Annotated in this window: 2 protein-coding genes; one reads left to right on the forward strand and one right to left on the reverse strand. The window is 56.8% G+C overall.

The features are described 5' to 3' along the window. On the reverse strand, nt 1-770 hold a 770-nt coding region (locus tag GXX82_17055), incomplete at its 3' end, for a DNA/RNA non-specific endonuclease (GenBank protein NLT24755.1). Nucleotides 771-1,399: 629 nt separating this feature from the next. On the opposite strand from GXX82_17055, the gene GXX82_17060 reads away from it, so the two are divergent. Continuing rightward, on the forward strand, nt 1,400-1,772 hold a 373-nt coding region (locus GXX82_17060; GenBank protein NLT24756.1), incomplete at its 3' end, for a DUF2384 domain-containing protein.

Genomic DNA, 1,772 nt, shown 5'->3' on the forward strand with positions numbered 1-1,772 from the left:
CTCCCCTCAACGTCCCTTACGGTGACGATATACAGGGGCAGGTCTTCCGTCTCAAGGGCCTTATTCGGCATGATGAAGGCGATGGCCTCCTGCCTGTTCCGGTCATAGACGATCTTGTAGAGGCGGGAGGGAATCGCGACCTTGTTCTTCCCGATGGTCTTCGTGGTCCCGCCGTCATATATGGGGCCGGTATAGATGAAGATCTCTCCCCTGTCTATCACCCAGGAACGGACGAGCTCCTCGAGGGCCTTCCAGATTCCCTGGTTCATTTTCTTGCCCACCTGGGGGACCATGTTGGAAAGGTAGAAACACTCGATCATCGCCTTCTTGTCCCAGTGCATGTCGGCGGCCGACGCCATGTGTCCGCGGTCATAACCGCTCTTCCGGTAGTCGGACAGTCCCGCACGCCTCCCCTTCTTCAAGCCGGAATCAATTCGGAACGAACCCGCTTCCCGCGGTACCACCGTACTCGTGGCCTTATCAGCGGTGAGGCGCTCAGCGACCCAGATGGGTGTTTTACGGACTGGATCGTGGGCAAGGAGGTGGCCGGTGCGGCAGAGGAGATCTCCATCCTGACCGGGAACACCGAGCCGGGCATATTCCGCACAGTCCTCGAGGGGACCGGCAAGGGCAAGGGAGGAGAAGAGGAAGAAAATAGAAAGGGCGCGAAGAACTTGCTGCCCTGCAAGTCGCATGGAAGCCTCCTGATATGAATGGGACTGCCGATGCGTCCATGAAGTTGTGAAATTACTGGCCCCTATGTTGATCATATTGTCTGGGATATGGGGGACGTTTGCAAGGGGAAAGTCAGCTGGTAGGTTGGCTGGTACACCTGCGAATAGCTCCTCGGGCCAAAGGCTGTGAATCATGCATAACTGCGGAAAACCCATAACACCCGCCACCAACGGTGTCAAAGAGCTACGGACAATGTCAAGGAATAATACCCGAGCTCCCGGTATGCGTCCCTTGATATTTTCGTTTTATCCGCCATGTCGAGCATCCCACGCGCTTTCCTCCGTCTCTCAGACATACTCCACTTCTTTTCGCGTCACTTTCGTAAAAGCCTCCGACACGTGCCTGATGATCCTGTCCTTCAGATCCTGGCGGCCGTTGAACGGGTCGATCAGCTCCCCGGTGAGAGCCTGTATGCCGTCCGTATCCGGGCCGGCATTGATGCCGGTGGTATCCTTGGTTCTGTCAAATATGACGGATTGTGCATAGTATCATCCTTGGTTACTATCTTGCGGTTACTATTTTATAGTAGCGGCGTAGAGATAGGCAAGGATGTTGAAAGAAACTGACCCGATGCCTGGTCGGTCTTGGTCGGTCTTTCCCCTTGACAACAGCGTACCATGTGGTACACTATCTGTATTAACTGTAACGTTACCAGGAGGTGCCAATGCCTGTAGCCGAAAAAGCCGTCCAGAACGATCCGAGAAGCCGGGAAGGCAGGGAAGCCCTCTCAGGTATGGTCATGCGCCTCTTCGCCCGCTGGGACATCTCCCTCCAGGACCAGGCGGCCCTGCTCGGGCTCTCCGAGGGATCCCGTACGACCCTCGCCCGGTACAGAAAGGGCGACCCACTGGCGGACAGCAGGGACCTGCTCGACCGGGTCGGCAATCTCCTTTCCATCCACCGGTCCCTGAGGATCCTCTTCCCGAAGAACAGGGAACTGGTTTACCGCTGGCCGACGGCACCGAACAAGGCCTTCAATGGCCGGAGCCCCGTTGAGATCATCCGCGATGAAGGCTTCCTCGGACTCCTCACGGTGA

The organism is Syntrophorhabdus sp. (genome assembly GCA_012719415.1).
Lineage (GTDB): Bacteria > Desulfobacterota > Syntrophorhabdia > Syntrophorhabdales > Syntrophorhabdaceae > Delta-02.